Origin of the sequence: Anaerostipes butyraticus (assembly GCF_016586355.1) — a bacterium.
Classification (GTDB): domain Bacteria; phylum Bacillota; class Clostridia; order Lachnospirales; family Lachnospiraceae; genus Anaerostipes; species Anaerostipes butyraticus.
Genome location: NZ_BLYI01000059.1, coordinates 1 through 18,084, shown reverse-complemented (window position 1 = coordinate 18,084; position 18,084 = coordinate 1). Strand labels below are relative to the sequence as shown.

The 18,084-nt window shown below is 44.5% G+C and carries 18 protein-coding genes; 15 read left to right on the top strand and 3 right to left on the bottom strand.

All coding sequences use genetic code 11. From position 1 onward, the window contains the following. The first annotated feature begins 114 nt into the window (after window positions 1-114). The 5 genes from JMF81_RS12865 to JMF81_RS12845 all read left to right on the top strand — a co-directional run bounded on the left by JMF81_RS12865 (window position 115) and on the right by JMF81_RS12845 (window position 6,166). The gene (locus JMF81_RS12865; protein WP_201311838.1) at window positions 115-978 is read left to right on the top strand and encodes a class I SAM-dependent methyltransferase; all 864 of its coding nucleotides are present in this window, start codon (window positions 115-117) and stop codon (window positions 976-978) included. Between the two features lie 164 nt (window positions 979-1,142). After that, window positions 1,143-2,147 carry a rod shape-determining protein gene (gene mreB / locus JMF81_RS12860; protein ID WP_201311837.1) on the top strand — a complete coding sequence of 335 codons (1,005 nt, stop codon included), beginning with the start codon at window positions 1,143-1,145 and terminating at the stop codon, window positions 2,145-2,147. 64 nt (window positions 2,148-2,211) lie between these two features. Next, entirely contained in the window at window positions 2,212-4,467 is a 2,256-nt protein-coding gene (gene recD2, locus JMF81_RS12855) for an SF1B family DNA helicase RecD2 (RefSeq protein WP_201311836.1), read from the top strand. Window positions 4,468-4,580: 113 nt separating this feature from the next. Further along, the gene (locus JMF81_RS12850) at window positions 4,581-5,114 is read left to right on the top strand and encodes a helix-turn-helix domain-containing protein (RefSeq protein WP_201311835.1); all 534 of its coding nucleotides are present in this window, start codon (window positions 4,581-4,583) and stop codon (window positions 5,112-5,114) included. Window positions 5,115-5,188: 74 nt separating this feature from the next. Beyond that, entirely contained in the window at window positions 5,189-6,166 is a 978-nt protein-coding gene (locus JMF81_RS12845) for a ribokinase (protein WP_201311834.1), read from the top strand. Window positions 6,167-6,325: 159 nt separating this feature from the next. Here JMF81_RS12845 and JMF81_RS12840 read toward each other — a convergent pair whose 3' ends face one another. After that, window positions 6,326-6,496: a DUF362 domain-containing protein gene (locus JMF81_RS12840; protein ID WP_075759967.1), complete on the bottom strand. Its 171-nt coding sequence runs from the start codon at window positions 6,494-6,496 to the stop codon at window positions 6,326-6,328. 167 nt (window positions 6,497-6,663) lie between these two features. Here JMF81_RS12840 and JMF81_RS12835 point away from each other — a divergent pair, with 167 nt between their 5' ends. The 10 genes from JMF81_RS12835 (at window position 6,664) to JMF81_RS12790 (ending at window position 16,167) form a co-directional block, all read left to right on the top strand. Then, window positions 6,664-6,870, top strand: a complete 207-nt coding sequence (locus JMF81_RS12835) for a DUF1858 domain-containing protein (protein WP_201311833.1) — start codon at window positions 6,664-6,666, stop codon at window positions 6,868-6,870. Between the two features lie 263 nt (window positions 6,871-7,133). Beyond that, on the top strand, window positions 7,134-7,622 hold the full coding sequence (locus JMF81_RS12830) for a PTS sugar transporter subunit IIA (RefSeq protein WP_201311832.1): 489 nt from the start codon (window positions 7,134-7,136) through the stop codon (window positions 7,620-7,622). A 42-nt stretch (window positions 7,623-7,664) separates the two neighbouring features. Further along, window positions 7,665-7,946: a PTS sugar transporter subunit IIB gene (locus JMF81_RS12825; RefSeq protein ID WP_201311831.1), complete on the top strand. Its 282-nt coding sequence runs from the start codon at window positions 7,665-7,667 to the stop codon at window positions 7,944-7,946. Window positions 7,947-7,976: 30 nt separating this feature from the next. Next, window positions 7,977-9,353, top strand: a complete 1,377-nt coding sequence (locus JMF81_RS12820) for a PTS galactitol transporter subunit IIC (RefSeq protein ID WP_201311830.1) — start codon at window positions 7,977-7,979, stop codon at window positions 9,351-9,353. A gap of 49 nt (window positions 9,354-9,402) precedes the next feature. Next, the gene (locus JMF81_RS12815) at window positions 9,403-10,401 is read left to right on the top strand and encodes a dihydroxyacetone kinase subunit DhaK (RefSeq protein ID WP_201311829.1); all 999 of its coding nucleotides are present in this window, start codon (window positions 9,403-9,405) and stop codon (window positions 10,399-10,401) included. 26 nt (window positions 10,402-10,427) lie between these two features. Continuing rightward, the gene (locus tag JMF81_RS12810) at window positions 10,428-12,500 is read left to right on the top strand and encodes a BglG family transcription antiterminator (RefSeq protein WP_201311828.1); all 2,073 of its coding nucleotides are present in this window, start codon (window positions 10,428-10,430) and stop codon (window positions 12,498-12,500) included. 2 nt (window positions 12,501-12,502) lie between these two features. Further along, window positions 12,503-13,171 carry a class II aldolase/adducin family protein gene (locus tag JMF81_RS12805; protein ID WP_201311827.1) on the top strand — a complete coding sequence of 223 codons (669 nt, stop codon included), beginning with the start codon at window positions 12,503-12,505 and terminating at the stop codon, window positions 13,169-13,171. Window positions 13,172-13,190: 19 nt separating this feature from the next. Next, window positions 13,191-14,201: a dihydroxyacetone kinase subunit DhaK gene (locus JMF81_RS12800; protein WP_201311826.1), complete on the top strand. Its 1,011-nt coding sequence runs from the start codon at window positions 13,191-13,193 to the stop codon at window positions 14,199-14,201. A 12-nt stretch (window positions 14,202-14,213) separates the two neighbouring features. Further along, window positions 14,214-14,840 carry a DAK2 domain-containing protein gene (locus JMF81_RS12795; protein ID WP_201311825.1) on the top strand — a complete coding sequence of 209 codons (627 nt, stop codon included), beginning with the start codon at window positions 14,214-14,216 and terminating at the stop codon, window positions 14,838-14,840. Window positions 14,841-14,985: 145 nt separating this feature from the next. After that, on the top strand, window positions 14,986-16,167 hold the full coding sequence (locus tag JMF81_RS12790) for an iron-containing alcohol dehydrogenase (protein WP_201311824.1): 1,182 nt from the start codon (window positions 14,986-14,988) through the stop codon (window positions 16,165-16,167). 246 nt (window positions 16,168-16,413) lie between these two features. Here the strand turns inward: JMF81_RS12790 and JMF81_RS12785 are convergent, their stop codons facing one another. Both JMF81_RS12785 and JMF81_RS12780 read right to left on the bottom strand, forming a co-directional pair. After that, on the bottom strand, window positions 16,414-17,316 hold the full coding sequence (locus JMF81_RS12785; RefSeq protein WP_279323894.1) for an IS3 family transposase: 903 nt from the start codon (window positions 17,314-17,316) through the stop codon (window positions 16,414-16,416). Window positions 17,317-17,345: 29 nt separating this feature from the next. Then, on the bottom strand, window positions 17,346-17,783 hold the full coding sequence (locus tag JMF81_RS12780; RefSeq protein WP_201311823.1) for an HTH domain-containing protein: 438 nt from the start codon (window positions 17,781-17,783) through the stop codon (window positions 17,346-17,348). Window positions 17,784-18,084: the final 301 nt, after the last annotated feature.

Genomic DNA, 18,084 nt, shown 5'->3' with positions numbered 1-18,084 from the left:
AGATTCTTATCAGAAAAATTAGAAAAAACAGCTTGAAATTTCATGATTTGACATTATAATAATTGAGAAGCAAGAAATCAGATCAGAAATGTTATAGATAGAAAGTGAGCGTATATGTGGACTGCAGATCAATGGAAAGATTATGAGGTACTGGATACTTCCGGAGGGGAAAAGCTGGAACGATGGGGGGACTATATTCTGGTAAGGCCGGATCCCCAGGTATTATGGAATACCCCGAAGAAATTGAGAGAGTGGAAGCATCCTAATGGACATTATCACAGAAGCAGAAAAGGCGGAGGCCAGTGGGAGTTTTTCCATCTTCCGAAAAAATGGGATATTCGATACAAGGATTTGAAATTTCATCTTCAGCCTTTCAGTTTCAAACATACAGGACTGTTCCCGGAGCAGGCCGTCAACTGGGACTGGTTTTCTGAAAAAATCCGGTCAGCCGGACGTCCGGTGAAAGTATTGAATCTGTTTGCGTATACAGGAGGGGCAACCCTGGCGGCAGCCGCTGCCGGAGCGTCTGTGACGCATGTGGACGCATCCAAGGGTATGGTCAACTGGGCAAAAGAAAATGCCCAGCTGTCCGGATTAAGAGAGAAACCGATTCGATGGCTGGTGGATGACTGTGTAAAATTTGTAGAGAGAGAAATCCGCCGTGGAAATCATTATGATGGCATAATCATGGATCCGCCGTCCTATGGAAGAGGTCCAAAAGGCGAGATCTGGAAAATAGAGGAAAAGATCTATCCTTTTATCCAGCTTTGTACCAGGATTTTATCTGATGATCCATTATTCTTTTTGATAAATTCTTATACGACAGGGTTGCAGCCGGCCGTGCTGACCTACATGCTGGAAACCGAGGTGGGAAGGAAATTCGGAGGCCGTGTAATATCTGATGAAATCGGGCTTCCGGTCAGTTCCAACGGACTCGTTCTGCCATGCGGAGCTTCAGGCAGATGGGAGAAATCTTAATTTTTGCTGAATTTTTGGTGAATCTGTAAAAAACAATTGAATTTTTTGAAGAAATGTTTATAATTAAGAGAGTATGTATACGAATAATCAAACATTAACATAATAAAAACAGAAGAGAAGAGCAGTAGTTAAGAGAAGAAAATCGAAAGGGGAAAATAGTTACCATGGCAGTAGGAACAGATATTGGAATTGATTTAGGAACAGCCAGCGTCTTAGTATACGTAAGAGGAAAAGGCGTTGTTTTAAAAGAGCCTTCCGTTGTGGCTTTTGATAGAGATACAAATAAGATTAAAGCGATTGGAGAGGAAGCGCGTCTGATGCTTGGAAGAACTCCGGGCAATATCGTAGCAGTCCGTCCGCTTCGCCAGGGTGTTATTTCTGATTATACGGTAACTGAGAAGATGCTCAGCTATTTTATCAACCGCACAGTAGGCAAATCTTTATTTGGAAGAAAGCCGCGCATCAGTGTATGTGTGCCGAGCGGAGCTACAGAAGTAGAGAAGAAAGCAGTAGAAGACGCAACATATCAGGCAGGCGCAAGAGAAGTATCCATTATTGAAGAGCCGGTCGCTGCGGCAATCGGAGCAGGAATTGATATTTCCAAGCCTTGCGGAAACATGATCGTAGATATCGGAGGAGGTACAGCTGATATCGCAGTCATCTCTCTTGGAGGCGTTGTTGTAAGCAGCTCCATCAAAGTTGCCGGAGATGATTTCGATGAAGCAATCGTGCGTTTTATGCGCAAGAAGCATAACCTTCTGATTGGTGAGCGTACTGCGGAAGAGATTAAGATCAATGTGGGAACTGTATATAAACGTCCGGAAAATCTTACGATGGATGTAAGAGGAAGAAACCTTGTGACGGGTCTTCCAAAGACAGTTACCGTTACATCTGAGGAGACGGAAGAGGCCTTGAGAGAGCCTGCTTACCAGATTGTAGATGCAGTACACAATGTATTGGAGAGAACTCCACCTGAGCTGGCAGCCGACATTTCTGATCGCGGAATTGTTCTGACAGGCGGCGGATCACTGATTCAGGGCTTAGAGGAGTTAATTGAAGAAAAGACAGGCATCAATACGATGACAGCAGAAGACCCGTTAACTGCGGTAGCAATTGGAACTGGAAAATACATTGAATTTCTTGCAGGAGAAGACAAGAAAAAGAAATAATATGGTTTTCAGAAGGTCAGGATTTCATCCTGGCCTTTTTTAATCCATGTTTGAGGTGAAGCTGATGGAACATTTGGAGGGATATGTAGATCATATCCGTTTTCGAAATGAGAATAATGGATACACAGTGCTGAGTCTGGATCTGGATGGAGATGAGGAAACTGTCGTTGGGCGGTTTCCATTTTTAAGTGAAGGGGAATATATTTCCATGGAGGGAGAATATACGGAGCATCCCATGCACGGGCCCCAGTTTCAGATGAGAACCTATGAGATTACAGCACCGGGAGATATCCAGAGCATGGAACGATATCTGGGCTCGGGGGCCATCAAAGGAGTGGGACCTGCGATCGCAAAAAGGATCACAAAGAAGTTTAAGATGGATACGTTTCGCATCATTGAGGAGGAACCGGAACGCCTGGCGGAGGTAAAAGGGATTACAGAGAAAAAAGCCCGGACGATTGCGGTAGAATTTAATGAAAAGCAGGAAATGCGCCATGCCATGATGTTTTTGTCGGAGTACGGAATCAATTATAATCTGGCAGTGAAGATTTTTAAAGAATACGGGGATGAGATGTATACGATCATCCGGGAGAATCCATACCGGATGACGGATGATATTGCCGGTGTGGGATTTAAGATTGCCGATGAAATTGCCCAGAGAGTCGGGATTGGAACAGACTCTGACTATCGGATCATTTCTGGAATCTTTTATACACTGATGCGGGCTCTGGGAGAAGGACACGTATATCTTCCCAAACATATTTTATGCCGAAACGCAGCGTATACGCTGGGAGTGTCTGAGGAGGCGATAGAGGAGCACCTTCTGGAAATGATGATCGAAAAGAAGATCGTGATCAAGGAAGAAGACGAAGTCAGGATTTACGGAGCGGCTCAGTATCATATGGAGGTAAATACTGCAAGAATGCTTTGTGATCTGAACCTGTCATATGATGTGTCAATTTCGGAGATTGAGACTACGATCGGACGGATAGAAGAAGCAGAGCAGATTACCTTTGCTGAAAAACAGAAAGAGGCCATCGAAGCCATTGCAAGCCACAGCATTGTAGTTCTGACCGGAGGGCCGGGAACCGGAAAAACAACAACGATCAACGGAATGATTCAGTATTTTGAAACAGAGGGACTGGATATCCGGCTTGCGGCTCCAACGGGAAGAGCGGCCAAGAGGATGACAGAGGCCACCGGGTATGAAGCGATGACGATCCACCGGCTTTTGGAACTGAACGGGGAAGCGAAAGAAGAGATGGATCGAATGGGAATGGCTTTTGAGAGAAATGCGGCAAATCCTCTGGAGACAGATGTTATTATCATTGATGAAATGTCCATGGTGGATCTTTCCCTGATGAATGCGCTCCTGCAGGCTATGGTGCCGGGAACCAGACTGGTTATGGTGGGAGACGCCAATCAGCTGCCGTCCATCGGAGCCGGAAATGTACTGAAAGATATTATCGCGTCCGGAGAATTTAAGGTGGTAGCGCTGAATCAGATTTTCCGGCAGGAAGAGGGAAGCCATATCGTCCGCAACGCCCACCTGATTCATCAGGGCAGAAGCATTGAGCTTGATAATAAAAGCAAAGACTTTTTCTTCCTGCAGAGGACATCTGTCCAGGATATTCTGGGAGTTATGGTTTATCTGATCCGGGATAAGCTGCCGGCTTATGTTCATGCGGAACCTTATGAGATACAGGTTCTGACGCCAATGAGAAGGGGTGAGCTGGGAGTAGAGCGGCTGAATCAGATCCTGCAGCAGTATCTGAATCCTCCGTCACCGGATAAGAATGAGAAGGAAACAGCTTCCGGCATCTTCCGAGAGGGAGACAAGGTAATGCAGATCAAAAATAATTATCAGATGGAATGGGAAATCCGGAATCAGAAGGGCTTTACGGTGGACAAGGGAGTCGGAGTCTTTAATGGAGACATCGGACGGATTACGGAAATCAATGATTTTACAGAAAAAGTCACAGTGGTTTTTGATGATTCCAGAGAAATACAGTACAGCTATGCCATGCTGGATGAGCTGGAACTGGCGTATGCCATAACCATACATAAGTCTCAGGGAAGCGAATATCCGGCAGTGATCATGCCGCTTTTAAGCGGACCAAAGGTATTGTTTCATCGAAATCTGCTGTATACCGGCGTTACCAGAGCAAGAAACTGCCTTACGATCGTGGGAGACCGGCATACAGTGAATTCCATGATCCAGAATGTCAATGAGCAGAGAAGATATTCAACGCTTGCAAAAAGGATTCAGGAAATTGCTTCAGAAGGGGAAGAGAATCCTTTTGAAGATGAATGGTCATAAAACAAAACATTGTAATAAGAAAAATAGAAGGAACCGTCGTCTTTTAGAGGACGGTTTTTCTGTACCTGAAACTTTTTGCCTTTTATAATGAAAAGGAAGAAAGGAAGGGACTTATGAAAGAAAGAAAACGCATGATATCCGAAGCTGCCAGGGAACTGGGCTTGGAAACTTATCATTTGAGAACGTGGGAAGATGAATTTGGAATTCTCATTCCAAGAAATGAGAAAGGATACCGATGCTACGGGGAGAAGGAAATCCATATGTTTCAGGAAATCCGTGATATGAAAAATGAAGGACTGGATACAGAAGAAATAAAGAAAAAGATATCTGGAAACATCATTCCGTTTCCAGGGGAGAAACAGCCGGAAACATCGCAAAAAATGGAACAGTTTCAGAATGTGATGGTGAAGATTATGGGACAGGCGATCAGGGAGCAGAAAGAATTCCTGGGAACGGAACTCGGAACCCGGATTTCTGATAAAGTCTCAAAGGAAATCGATTATCAGTTTCGGCTGAGGGAAGACGAAGAGGAAAAAAGATTTCAGAAACTGGATGAAATGATCCGGTCTCAGCAAAGAAGCAGAGAAGAGATTGCGGCATCGCGTGAGAAAAGAAGATTTTTAAGACGCAGAAAAAAACAAAGATAATTATATTTCCAGACAAAGAATCTTAGGTTATAATAGATTATAATCAGTTAAAATACCAGAGCGGAGAATTTATTATGGAGAGAAAACCTAAGATTTTAATTGTAGGAAGTCTTGTTATGGACCAGATCGCGATTACAAAAGAGGTCCCGCAGGAAGGACACAGAGTCTTTGGGGAAGAATTCGTCAAGACTCCAGGCGGGAAAGGAGCGAATCAGGCGGTGCAGGCAGCAAGGCTGGGAGCGGATGTCACGATCATCGGAAAGGTCGGCCGGGATGCCAATGGAAAAGAGCTGCTGCAGGCGTGTCAGCAGGAAGGAGTAGACACGAGCAGGATGCTGTATGATGAGGATGGAGCATCCGGATGTGCAGTGATCATATTGGAAAAGATTCCCGGTGAGCGCACCAGAAACCGGATTCTTGTAATCTCAGGATCCAATATGAAAATCCGTCCGAAAGAGATTGAGTTTCTGAAAGATGAGATCGGTCAGTATGATATGGTCATGCTGCAGAATGAGATTCCGCTGGAAGTCAATGAGACGGCGGCAAGATACGCTTATGAGCAGGGAGTGCCGGTTATGCTGAAGCCGGCGCCGGTCATACGGCGTCTATCGAAAGATTTCATCAGTCATCTGACATACATAGCGCCCAATGAACAGGAAATCCGGGCCATGACCGGAGTCATCATCAACAGAAAAAGAGGCGTATTTAATTTTGAGGAGGCAAAGGTAGCTTCTGCCATTATGAGAGGCAAAGGGTATGCAAATATTCTGACAACCCTGGGTGAATCCGGCGCTCTGCTGGATGCTCCTGACAAAACGATATACAAGAGAGCGGCGCCGGGGATCGAAGTTGTGGATCCAACGGCCGGAGGAGATTCTTTTGTAGCGGCTTTCTGCACCAGAGTCTGCAAGGGGGACTCCAGGGGACAGGCCCTGATTTTTGCAAATTATACAGCGGCAATTACCATTTCGAGGATGGGGGTTATGGACTCGCTTCCAACGACGGAAGAGGTAATGGAACTGATGAAAGCCAACGGAAGATCCTGCATGTAATTGAGAAATTTTCTCATTAAAAAAATGGGATAATATGGAAAAAGATGGGAAATAAAGGAAGAATCCATGAAGATATTATGGATGCCCAGACAGGAAAAGAGAACGCAAAAAGGGTGTGCAGTCATATGACCGCACACCCTTTGATGTACCTGTGGAAAATTATTCCTGGCTGATAGCTCCAGCTGGACATCCGTCTGCGCAAGCTCCGCAGTCCATGCATGTATCAGCATCGATTACGTACTGTCCATCTCCTTCGCTGATTGCTCCTGCTGGGCAAGTTCCTTCACAAGCTCCACAAGAAATACAAGCGTCTGAAATTACATATGCCATAGTTAACATCCTCCTTATATAGTATAATAATCAATAAAAGCGGTCACCCGCCTGACTCAATCTTATTTTAATATACTTATGAAGGAATAGCAAGTAATTTTGTTGTATTTTTAGCGGTACTGTATTATACTATAAATGTTGATTTTTTTGAATGGAGGACAATAGAAATGACAATTTCAAAAGATATGGTAATTGGTGATCTGATCGCACTGGATCAGAATTTTGCAGCAATCTTAATGGCATCTGGAATGGGATGTGTGGGATGCCCTTCTGCGCAGGGAGAGACCCTCGAGGAAGCAGCATTCGTGCATGGAATGGATGTAGATGAGCTGGTTGGAAAGCTGAATGAATACCAGGCATCTAAAGAAGCATAAGCTGCGGATCACTGATTATAAGCCTAAAGAAGTGAGAGCCGTGCATAAAGCGTCAGCTTTATGCACGGCTCTTTTTGTTTGTGCAACGTTGCGCAAAATAGATGTTCATCACAGGAATGAGCAATCGGTGGCGCATTATTCGAACCCAAATCAGATTGTACGGAAAAAAATACTGAAATATAATGAATACAGCAGGAAAAATGTTGAAAGATGTTCAACAAAGTTTGGAAATCCTCAAACAAATGAAAGGAGAGTGGTAAAAGGTGGCAAACCGTGACACGATTTACAGGGAGCTGATTCAGCTGGACTGGGAAGTGGCAGATCAGACAGAGTTCTTTGACAAGATGGCTGCAAAGCTTGAGAAGCTTGGGTATGTAAAAGATACTTTTGCAGACGCGATCAAGACGAGAGAAGCGAATTTCCCAACGGCGCTCCCGGTAGAGCCTTATCCGGTTGCGATTCCTCATGCAGATCCTCAGCACATCATCAAGCCATTTATTGCATGTACCAGATTGAAGAATCCGGTGAAATGGTGTGAGATGGCAAACAATGATCAGGAGCATGATGTGAAATTTATTTTCATGCTTGGTTTCCTTGGCGGACACGATGATCCAAACGGAGCCAACGAACATGTGGAATTGCTTCAGATTTTGGTTACGAATTTCCAGAATCCAGAGATCATGGATAAACTGGTAAATGCAAAAACTGAAGACGAATACATGGAAGCAGTTTTATCCATGGAAGGTCTTTAGGATTATAGGAACTGACGACATTTTTAGAAAGGAAGATGAGAAATGAAACAAATCGTAGTAGCATGTGGAAGCGGAGTAGCAACTTCTCAGACTGTTGCAAGCAAGGTAAATCGTTTATTAAAAGAGAATAATATCCCGGCAGAAGTTCTGGCTGTTGATATTAAATCTGTAGACCGTTATATCCCAAGCAGCGTTGCCTACATCGCGATTACAAAAGTAGACAAAGAATATCCGATCCCGGTTATCAACGGAATCGCGTTCTTAACAGGCGTTGGCCAGGATGCTGAATTCAAGAAATTGGTAGATGCAGTAAACAACGGCTGATGCTGAAAGAAAGAGTTGGAGGGAAATTATATGAGTATTTTACAAGATGTTATTAACTGGTTACTGAGTTTAGGGGCGGCGATCTTTGTGCCGATCATCATCATTATCGCCGGTCTGATCGTAGGAATGAAAATAAAAGATGCGGTTTCCGCAGGTATCACTCTTGGTGTTGCATTTACCGGTATGAGCATGCTGATCAGTTTTATGTCAGAAGCAATCGGACCGGCAGCTGAAGCCATGCTGAAGAGTACAGGCATCAATCTGCCGATCGTAGACGGTGGATGGACCACATTATCTGCGATTGCTTGGTCATGGCCATACGCATTCCTGATGTTCCCGCTGATGATCGGTATCAATATTATCATGCTGATCATTAACAAGACCAAGACATTCAATGCCGATTTATGGAATGTATGGGGCAAGATCTTTACAGGCGTAGCGGTGGCAGCTGTGTGTCAGCCGTATTTTGGAACTGCCGGATCTATTGCCGTAGCATTTGTTACAGCTGCGGTTCAGATCGTATTCGAGCTTAAAATGGCTGATATGTATCAGTACCGTATCGAGAAACTGTCTGGAATCCCTGGTGTAACATGTACCCATAAGATGGGATTCACAAGTATTTTTATGTTCCCGATCGACTGTCTGCTGAAGAAGATTCCGGCATTAAACAAACGTTTTGATGCTGCGGTATTAAAGGATAAGATCGGTATTTTTGCAGAATCCCATGTATTAGGATTTATCTTAGGTATTATCTTTGGTATTCTGGCAAGATATGGTGTGGCAGAGACACTGACATTAGGTATTCAGGCATCCTGCTCCCTGACATTGTTCCCAGTAATCTCCAAGTATTTCATGATGGCACTGGAGCCGATTTCAACAGCAATCAGCGCATTTATGAATAAGAAGTTTGATGACAGAACTCTGGTTGTAGGACTTGACTGGCCGTTCATGGGCGGTGCAAACGAAATCTGGCTGGCAGTATTCTTATGCATCCCGGTTACATTGATCTGCTCCATGATTCTTCCAGGAAATGAGATCCTTCCATTTGCGGGTATCGTAAACAATGCCATTGCCGTTGCTGCATTCCTGGTAACAGGAGGAAACATCCTTCGTATGTGCATCCTGGTTATCATTTTTGCACCGGCGTACCTCTGGGTTGGAACGGTTATGGCACCGTTCATTTCAGATCTGGCACGCTCTACAGGCGCTGTCAGCTTAAAAGCCGGAGAACTGATCTCCTGCTCTTCCATCGATGGACCAATCCAGACCTATGCTTTTTCACATCTGTTTAAGTTCCTGGATGGAAACTTCTTCCCATTAGCTCTGTGCGTCATTTTTGTCGTATGCTTTATCGCTCTTTACAGATATCTTGGAAGAGAAGAAAAAGAAGGAAGAGAAATCAACTAATCATCATGTTTGTGTGATGACCCAATGAAGAAGAAACGAGGTTAAATTCATGCAGAGATTTGTAAATGATCCGGATTATGTTGTCGAAGATATGTTAAAAGGTTTCGTCAAAGCCCACGGTGATCTGATCGTGAGATCCGAGACCAATGACAGGGTAGTGCAGTACATAAACGCTCCGGTAGAAGGAAAAGTAGGTCTTGTGACCGGAGGAGGAAGCGGTCATGAACCAGCGTTTCTTGGCTATGTAGGAAAGAACATGATGGATGCAGTAGCAGTCGGTGAAGTATTTTCTTCACCTTCTGCACAGGCATTTTATGACGCTTTTATGGCGGTAGATTCCGGAAAAGGCGTGGCATGTTTATTTGGAAACTATGCCGGAGACAATATGAATGTCAAGATGGCGATCCGAAAAGCGAAGAAACAGGGAGTTACAGTAAAATACGTGACAGCGAATGATGATGTGGCATCTTCACCAAAAGAAACCAAGGAAAAACGCCACGGTATCGCCGGCGGGGTCTTCATGTGGAAGATCGGCGGCGCACGGGCTGCTCTTGGCGGAGATCTGGATGAAGTCATTGCGTCAGCGCAGAAAGCGGTAGATAACACAAGAAGCATCTGCGTCGGACTGGAACCATGCGCGATTCCGGCAGTGGGACATCCGAATTTTGAGATTGCCGACGGAGACATGGAGTTTGGAATCGGACACCATGGAGAGCCGGGCATCAATGTTCAGAAGCTGGAGCCGGCAAAAGATATTGCGCGGAAGATGGCAAAGACAGTGATTGATGATATGGAACCGGAGAAAGGTTCAGAAGTGGCGGTTCTTGTATCAGGTCTGGGAGCCACGCCAGTAATGGAATTATACATTTTATATGATGAAATAGAAGCCTACCTGAAAGAGCAGGGTCTGTCTGTTTATAAAGTGCTGATCGGAGACTATGTAACATCACTTGATATGAACGGGGCAGCCTTGACGGTAATGAAACTGGATGATGAGCTCAAAGAATTATTAGACTATGAGGCAGAATCACCAGGAATCGAAGTTTAAAAATTGCAGTTGAAAGAGGTGCACCATTGTATTTAGATGAAAGAGGTTATACTGTTCTTAAAACGATCGTCAACAACCCGTCTATAACGGGGAAAGAAGTAGAAGCTTCTTTACAGCTAACCAGAAAGCAGTTAAGTTATGCCATTGAAAAAATCAATGATTATCTGCAGGGCAATGGGATGCCGAAAATTGAACGGCTTAGGACCGGGAAGTTCATCGTTCCGGTAAGTGTACTGGAACAGTATCAGACGGAAGACATAGGAGGTTTTGATACTACATATGTATATTCGGATAAAGACAGGGGATTTTTGATATATCTTATGCTCCTGTGCATCCGGGAAGAACTGTCAATCTATCATTTTACGTCAGAACTGCAGATCAGCAAAAATACGTTTCTGACGGATTTGAAAAAACTGGAACACAAGCTGGAAGATTATCATCTGGAAGTATCCTATAACCGCCAGGAGGGATATCATCTGGTAGGAAGTGAATTCGCCAAGCGGGAAATGATGATCATGGCCGTAAGAGGGATCTTAAAGCTTCCAAATGGAAAAGATACGATCATGAGAATCTGCCGTATTTCGGAGGAACTGATGTCCCAGGTAGAATCACAGATCATGGTGATTGAAGAACGGTTAAAGATTCGGTTTACCGATGAGCGGATGAAGGAGCTGCCGCTGATCTTGTGTCTGACTGTGATACGGACGAAAAAGGGCAGGATCATCCGGGAACTTCCGGAAGCATTTCAGCATATTGCGGGAACAAAAGAATATTCCGCCATGCTGGAGTTCGCAAAAGCATATGATATTACCTGGCAGTCAGAAAAACTGTTTTTGGCCGCACAGATTCAGATTTCAAATTTTCATACGATGCAGGCAGGTGAATCGGAACAGGAAGAGGAGCTTATGAAAGCTTCAGAGAAGGTGATCGAGAACTTTGAAAATATGATCTGTGTAACGATCGATGAAAGAGAAACACTTCTGGAAGCATTGTTTCAGCATATTAAACCGGCGTTCTACCGGATAAAATATCACTATCATATTGAACAGAGCATAGCCGACATGGTACTGCCGCAGTACAGTTCTCTTCATGCAATCGTCAGAAAATCTATCCAGCCTCTGGAAGAGCTGGTAGGGGCAAAATTCCCTGACGAAGAACTGGTATATATAACCGCTCTGTTCGGGGCATGGCTTCGAAGGGAAGGCATCCTCGATCTTGTGGAAACAAAAAAAAGAGCAGTGGTCGTCTGTGCCAATGGAATTTCCGTTTCTAATTTTCTGTATTTTACGTTAAAAGAACTTTTTCCGGAAATAGATTTTATTACATGCTTATCCCTAAGGGATTTTAAAGAATATGATGATAAAAATTACGATATTGTTTTTACGATGGTCCGTCTGGAAACATCAAAAATGCAGTTTCTCGTGAAGCCTTTTATTGATGAAATATCCAAGAGAAAGTTTCGTGAGAAAGTCATGGGTGAGCTGACGGGAGTCATCCCTCATGAGGTTGATACGGCAGGCTTAATGGAAATTATAAAAAAGCATGCGATTGTGCAGGATGAAGAAGCACTGAAGCGTGAAATATCCAACGCTTTAAATTCCGAACCGGAGGAAGAACATCTTCATATGATGAATACACAGTTTTCCATTGGACTGAAGGATGTTCTGGTAAAAGATACGATACAGGTTCTTGATCATACCATTCCATGGGAAGAAGCGATCCATATGGTCGGAAAACCCCTCATCGCCAGAAATGATATAGAAGAGCGTTACGTAGAAAAATCAATTGAAAATATCCGGAAGGAAAAGCCATTTATCATGATTGCGGACGGTGTTGTGATTGCTCATGCAGGAGTGGATGACGGGGCAAACAGAGTATGTCTGTCTCTGCTGACAATGCCGGAGAAAATCGACGTTGCCGGATATATGGAGGCAGATGTGATTCTTATGATCGGAACGCCTGATCCTACGAAGCATCTGGGCGTCCTGGAACAGCTCAACAGCATGCTGGAAGATATAGAAGCTCTACATTTGCTGAAAACGGCAAAAGAGCCGAAAGAGATCTTAGAATTAGTTCAGAATGAAAAAAAGGAGAAATGACAATGTTAGAATCATTAAAAAAAGACGTAGTTGCTATGGCAAAACGTGCACAGTCAGAAGGATTATGCAAACATTTATCAGGTAACTTAAGTGCAAGAGACCCAGAGACAGGTTATGTCGTTATTACACCAACTCAGGTGGACAGAGATTTGTTAACAGCAAGAGATATGGTTGTTCTTGATCTGGATGCCAATGTCATTGAAAATGAGTCAGGACTTCGTCCAACCAGTGAATCTCTGATGCACCTTCAGATTTATAAAACAAGACCGGATGTCAATGCTGTATGCCATACACATTCCATGTACGCAACGACTTTTGCTGTATTAAATAAACCGATTCCGGCTGTTGTATACGAAATTGCAAACCTTGGAGTTACAAAATCAAGAATCCCGGTAGCGCCATATGGACGTCCAGGAACAACAGACTTATCTGACAGTGTTATTGAGCCGGTTCAGGAAGCAGACGTATTCCTGCTTCAGGGACATGGAGCTGTTGCGGTATCTCAGGGAGATATCTATGACGCATACTTAAGAGCTGCATATATTGAAGAACTGGCACAGCTGTACTTCAATGCTCTTTGTGCAGGACAGGGTGAAGAGCCATACTTTTTCCCGCCGGAAGAATTGCAGAAATGGGAGTATCCATCTCAGATCAAGTTCCCAAACAAATAGAAGGAAGGAGTCGTACATAATGAAAAAGATTATCAATTCCCCGGATAATTATATCAAAGAGATGCTGGAAGGAATCTATATTGCCCATGCAGATGATCTTACATGCGTGGATGGAGATCTGCAGGTTCTCGTTACAAAACATAAAAAAGAAGGAAAAGTAGGAATTGTAACCGGCGGCGGATCCGGACATCTGCCACTGTTCCTGGGATATGTAGGAAAAGGAATGATCGACGGATGTGCAGTCGGAGATGTCTTTCAGTCTCCAAGCGTAGATCAGGCGGTTGCCCTGACAAGGGAAGCAGACAGCGGGGCAGGTGTTCTCTACATTTATGGAAATTACAACGGAGATATTTTTACTTTCCGTCCGGCCGCAGATGAAGTGGAAATGGAAGATGATATTGAGACCGCAGAGGTGCTGGGAGCCGATGATGTTGCATCAGCAGGTCCTTCCGCTCCAGGAGAAAAGAGCACCCGGCGAGGCGTCGCAGGAATTTTCTTTGTTTATAAATGCGCGGGAGCAGCGGCAGATAAGATGCTGTCTCTGGAAGAAGTAAAGCGTGTTGCGGAAAAAGCCAGCAATAATGTCCGCACCATGGGAGTCGCATTAACTCCATGTACGGTTCCAAGAGTTGGAAAGCCAAGTTTTGAAATTGACGATGATGAAATGGAAATCGGAATGGGAATCCATGGAGAACCGGGAATCCGCCGTGGAAAACTGGAGCCGGCAGATCAGATCGTGGATGAAATGCTGGAGAAGATCGTAGGAGATCTTCCATATGAAAATGGAGATGAAGTTGCGGTTCTTGTAAACGGACTGGGCGCTACACCGCTGGATGAACAGTATATTGTCACACGAAGGATCCATCAGGTGCTGGAAGAAAAAGGAATCAAGGTCTATAAATATTATGTCGGTGAATATGCCACAGCAATTGAAATGGCAGGATTCTCCATTTCTCTGCTGAAACTGGACGATGAATTGAAGGAATATATCGATCATCCGGTGGATACGCCGTTCTTTAAACAGGTTTAGGAGGAAATTGTCATGGAGACATCTTACTTAATTCAGTTACTGAAAGAAATCAGCGATATTATGGCTGAGAACAAAGACAAGCTGATTGCCATGGACGGAATTGTAGGCGACGGAGATTTAGGCCTGACGATGAGTGATGGATTTAAAGCTGCCTATGAGGCGGCTGCAGACGGCGCAGCCGCAGATGCCGGCAGACTTTTATTTGCGGCAGGAAAGGCAATGGCAAACAAAGTTCCTTCTACTATGGGGTCTTTGATGGCAACAGGGCTGAAACAGGCAGGAAAAGATCTGAAAGGAAAAGAAACTTTGGAGGATGCGGATCTGGTTCAGATTTTTGCGTCTTATGAAGCTGGGGTTGCAAAACTTGGAGGAGCCAAAGTCGGCGACAAGACATTCCTGGATGGAATTCATCCTGCGGTAGAAAGTCTGAAGGCATCTCTGGACGCAGGAGAGTCTTTATCAGAGATGGCAGGAAAAGCTGCCCAGGCTGCAGAAGAAGGATTTAAGGCCACCACAACAATGCTTGCGGTTCATGGAAGAGCCGCGACTCGAGGAGAAGCATCCAGAGAGCTGGAGGATCCAGGCGCATATGTTGCAGCGCTTATCATGAAAGCCTTTGAAAAAAGTGTAGCTGAATAGTTCAGAAACTCCCGCAGGAATCCCTGAGGAAATTGCTCCAGAGGATTTGGCGGGAGTTTTTTTGTGTGAATGATTGAACAAAATGTTGTGTTATGTGTGAAAATGTTGTAATATGTGTACATAAAATAAAACAGGAGGTCGTGAGATGTTAAATTTTCAGTATTATGCGCCGACAAAAGCTGTATTTGGAAAAGATGCGGAATTGGAGACAGGTTCTCTGGTAAAACAAGAAAAATGTAGCAAGGTTCTTTTGCATTATGGGGGACAGAGCGCAAAAAAATCAGGGCTGTTAGACCGGATATGTAAAGCTCTGGAGGAATATGACATTGATTATGTCATGCTGGGCGGAGTTGTGCCGAACCCAAGACTTTCAAAGGTATATGAAGGAATTGAACTCTGCAGAAAAGAAGGCGTTGATTTTATTCTGGCAGTAGGGGGAGGAAGCGTGATCGATTCTGCGAAAGCCATCGGATACGGGATGGCCAATCCGGATTGTGATGTGTGGGACCTGTATACAGGAAAAGCGCGTCCAAAAGGATGTATGCCCGTGGGAGCAGTATTAACAATCGCGGCAGCAGGAAGTGAGATGAGCGATTCCTCTGTCATTACCAATGAAGATGGATGGTATAAGAAAGCGCTGAATACGAATTATGCGAGATGCAGATTTGCTGTTATGAATCCGGAACTGACTTATACGCTTCCGGAATATCAGACAGAAAGCGGATGTACCGATATTATGATGCATACGATGGAGCGGTATTTTGTCCTGGAAGATACTATGAAGATTACAGACGGCATTGCGGAAGCACTGATGCGCAATGTTATGGAAAATGCGAAGATTTTATTGAAAGAGCCGGAAAATTACGATGCCCGTGCGGAGATCATGTGGTGCAGCACATTGTCCCACAATGATCTGACCGGATGTGGAACCAACGGCGGAGACTGGGCAACGCATCTGATCGAGCATGAACTGGGCGGTTTGTTTGATGTAGCCCATGGCGCCGGGCTTGCTGCTGTATGGGGAAGCTGGGCAAGATATGTTATGGATGAAAAGCCGGAGCGCTTTGCGAAGTTTGCGGAAAATGTCATGGGAATTGAAGATCAGGGAGACGTGAAAAAAACGGCTCTTGCAGGGATTGAAGCGGTAGAAGCGTTTTGCCGGGAAATCCATATGCCGACAAATCTGAGAGAACTTGGAGTGGAACCAACAGAAGAACAGATCCGGGATATGGCAATGAAAGCAACGAATAATGACACTGTAGAACTGGGCGTATTTAAGAAATTAAAAGCGGAAGATTTGATCAGAATTTATACTGCAGCAAAATAGGATTACAGAACCTTTGGCTTTCAAAAAAATCAGGCATAGTTTTTCTATTTCCTCCTATATGAGCTTTTGGACCCGCAGGAGGACATTGATTCAAAGTGATTGCCACCTATGAGAGTTTTTGGGTCCACAGGAGGACATTGATCCAAAGTGATTGCCTCCTGTAAGATTTTTTTGATTCATGGGAGGATCTTTTTCCTTAAAGTGCGCCCCATGTCAAGGACACAGCTAAATCTTTTTAGGATGTTTTTATTGCGGTCCAAGTGCTGGTGGTAACTCTTTTGTTTTTATGTATCTATAGTATTCATTTGGCGACATCCCTTTCAAGGCCGTCTGATAACGATCATTGTTATAGTAATCCATCCAGTCATCTATCCTCTCTTTTGCGTCATCAAAGACTTCCCATGACTGGATATATGGCTTGATCTCCTCTTTCATGTGACCAAAAAAGCTTTCCTGTGGGGCATTATCCCAGCAGTTCCCTCTGCGTGACATGGATTGGCGCAGCTCTGCATCTTCCAGCAGTTTACGAAATGCTATGCTGGTATAATGGCATCCTTGATCTGAATGTATCCAGGCTTCTGCCTCCTTGACGCAGGGGTGATCCCTGAGCAGTTGTCTGACCGTATCCAAGACAAAATCTACTTCCAAAGACTCACTCAGCTGGTATGCCAGAACCTGCATCGTAAAGGCGTCTTTTATCACTGACAGGTAGCAGAAACCCTGCCCTAGTCGGAGGTATGTGATATCTGTCAGGAGTACTTTGCGTGGACCATGGCTCCGGAACTTCCGATCGACATGGTTTGGGGCAACCGCATCTGTCTTCAATGCTCTAGCCATCCGTCTATAAGGATTGCTCTGGCGAACCGGGCATCTGAGACCGTATTTCTTCATCAAACGTCTCACTTTTTTATGGTTCATCTGGATCCCCATGCGGAGCAAACGCATGCAGATACTCCGATAACCCTTTGCATATCCACGAAAATCATAAGCAGCCTTTATCTTTTCAAAGTCCGATCTGTCCTGCTCTTCACGGCGCATACGATTGTCAGCAGCGTTCACCCACCGGTAGTATCCGGAGCGGGATACCCCAGAGAGCGCACACATTTCCTTGATCGTGAGAAGAGATCCTGTCTCTTTTTCATACTGAATGAGAGAAAAGATGTCACTTGTCGCGCTTCCTAATCCTCTTTGCGGCTGGATCGGATGCGAGAAATTTTTTTTAAAAACTCGATCTGCTGTTCCAGACGGACAACACGATCCTGTAATTCTCTTATGCTCGTCTTTGTCCGTTGTTTTGCCAGGTCTTTTGCGGCAAACTGAGCGATCTTCTCTTCATTGGAAAGTCCCCTCGGGGCTTTGAATCCATCTGGAGAAGCAGCTTCTTCCAGGATACGCCTGCGCATGGAACTCAGGGCACGTGTTGAAAAGAAGTCTGGATCATAACCGGCAGCCCGCATGATCTTTTTTGTGGTCATGCCAGGGACAGACACCTGTTCGACAAAGAATTCTTTGAATGCGACTGTGAATACGATCCTGTCTTTTGTTACATGATGGGTATAAACATTGTTTTCCAGGATCCTGAGTTGTTCTTGGGTAAATGGATTTGCTTTTGACATATGTAGTCCACCTTTCTTTCTATCATCAACTATATCACAACAGCAAGTGAACTGCACAGCCGTGTCCACAAAATGGGTTTTGGCTCTGGGTGTCCTGAAAAAACGTCAGAATCGTGTCCATAGTATGGAGCTGGTCTTTTTAAAACACATAGATCAGCTTTTATTGTGTCCACAGTATGGGACAGGCTTTCAAAAAGCATCCAAAACTAGTTTTTGCTGTGTCCACAGTATGGGACGGGCTTCCAAAAAACATCCCAAATCGGTTTTTGCTGTGTCCACTTTATAGGGTTCAGTTTACCTG

What these genes read in the sequence shown, in the direction of transcription:
- JMF81_RS12805 (WP_201311827.1), top strand. Translation starts at nt 12,503, where the DNA reads ATGTTAGAATCATTAAAAAAAGACGTAGTTGCTATGGCAAAACGTGCA.
- JMF81_RS12840 (WP_075759967.1), bottom strand. Translation starts at nt 6,496, where the DNA reads ATGGCATATGTAATTTCAGACGCTTGTATTTCTTGTGGAGCTTGTGAA.
- JMF81_RS12825 (WP_201311831.1), top strand. Translation starts at nt 7,665, where the DNA reads ATGAAACAAATCGTAGTAGCATGTGGAAGCGGAGTAGCAACTTCTCAG.
- JMF81_RS12800 (WP_201311826.1), top strand. Translation starts at nt 13,191, where the DNA reads ATGAAAAAGATTATCAATTCCCCGGATAATTATATCAAAGAGATGCTG.
- JMF81_RS12845 (WP_201311834.1), top strand. Translation starts at nt 5,189, where the DNA reads ATGGAGAGAAAACCTAAGATTTTAATTGTAGGAAGTCTTGTTATGGAC.
- JMF81_RS12850 (WP_201311835.1), top strand. Translation starts at nt 4,581, where the DNA reads ATGAAAGAAAGAAAACGCATGATATCCGAAGCTGCCAGGGAACTGGGC.
- recD2 (WP_201311836.1), top strand. Translation starts at nt 2,212, where the DNA reads ATGGAACATTTGGAGGGATATGTAGATCATATCCGTTTTCGAAATGAG.
- JMF81_RS12835 (WP_201311833.1), top strand. Translation starts at nt 6,664, where the DNA reads ATGACAATTTCAAAAGATATGGTAATTGGTGATCTGATCGCACTGGAT.
- JMF81_RS12815 (WP_201311829.1), top strand. Translation starts at nt 9,403, where the DNA reads ATGCAGAGATTTGTAAATGATCCGGATTATGTTGTCGAAGATATGTTA.
- JMF81_RS12820 (WP_201311830.1), top strand. Translation starts at nt 7,977, where the DNA reads ATGAGTATTTTACAAGATGTTATTAACTGGTTACTGAGTTTAGGGGCG.
- JMF81_RS12780 (WP_201311823.1), bottom strand. Translation starts at nt 17,783, where the DNA reads ATGTCAAAAGCAAATCCATTTACCCAAGAACAACTCAGGATCCTGGAA.
- mreB (WP_201311837.1), top strand. Translation starts at nt 1,143, where the DNA reads ATGGCAGTAGGAACAGATATTGGAATTGATTTAGGAACAGCCAGCGTC.
- JMF81_RS12790 (WP_201311824.1), top strand. Translation starts at nt 14,986, where the DNA reads ATGTTAAATTTTCAGTATTATGCGCCGACAAAAGCTGTATTTGGAAAA.
- JMF81_RS12795 (WP_201311825.1), top strand. Translation starts at nt 14,214, where the DNA reads ATGGAGACATCTTACTTAATTCAGTTACTGAAAGAAATCAGCGATATT.
- JMF81_RS12865 (WP_201311838.1), top strand. Translation starts at nt 115, where the DNA reads ATGTGGACTGCAGATCAATGGAAAGATTATGAGGTACTGGATACTTCC.